General features: G+C 53.2%; 2 pseudogenes. Both read right to left on the bottom strand.

The features are described from left to right. Positions 1 to 118: pseudogene (locus tag AB4Y35_RS42200) on the bottom strand (IS630 family transposase); the annotation flags it as partial. Positions 119 to 160: 42 nt separating this feature from the next. Next, positions 161 to 280 (bottom strand): annotated as a pseudogene (locus AB4Y35_RS42195) (IS6 family transposase); the annotation flags it as partial.

Here is a 280-nt window from a genome sequence, read left to right as displayed (position 1 = left end):
CTTCGTCGAGCAGCAGGATCAACCGTGCACGCCTCACCTCGCCAACGGCCATTGTGCGGCTGCGCTGCATCGACATCAGTTCTTCGCGCTCGGTTTCACTCAGATTCATTTTGCCCATGCACCATTAGATCAGTGTAATTTCATTGGTTCACTGGACTAGTTATCCAGCCAGTGAATAGAATTGCTGTGCGGGATTCTGATCGACACCACCATCGTCCATCTGCCCCTTGACGATCATGTGCATAACTTCGATGCCGCCCAACAGGATGCGGGCACAACG

The organism is Paraburkholderia sp. EG286A, from assembly GCF_040965375.1.
In the GTDB taxonomy this organism is placed as follows: domain Bacteria; phylum Pseudomonadota; class Gammaproteobacteria; order Burkholderiales; family Burkholderiaceae; genus Paraburkholderia.
The sequence above is the reverse complement of the archived record's forward strand: the minus strand, read 5'-3'. Positions and strand labels throughout refer to the sequence as shown.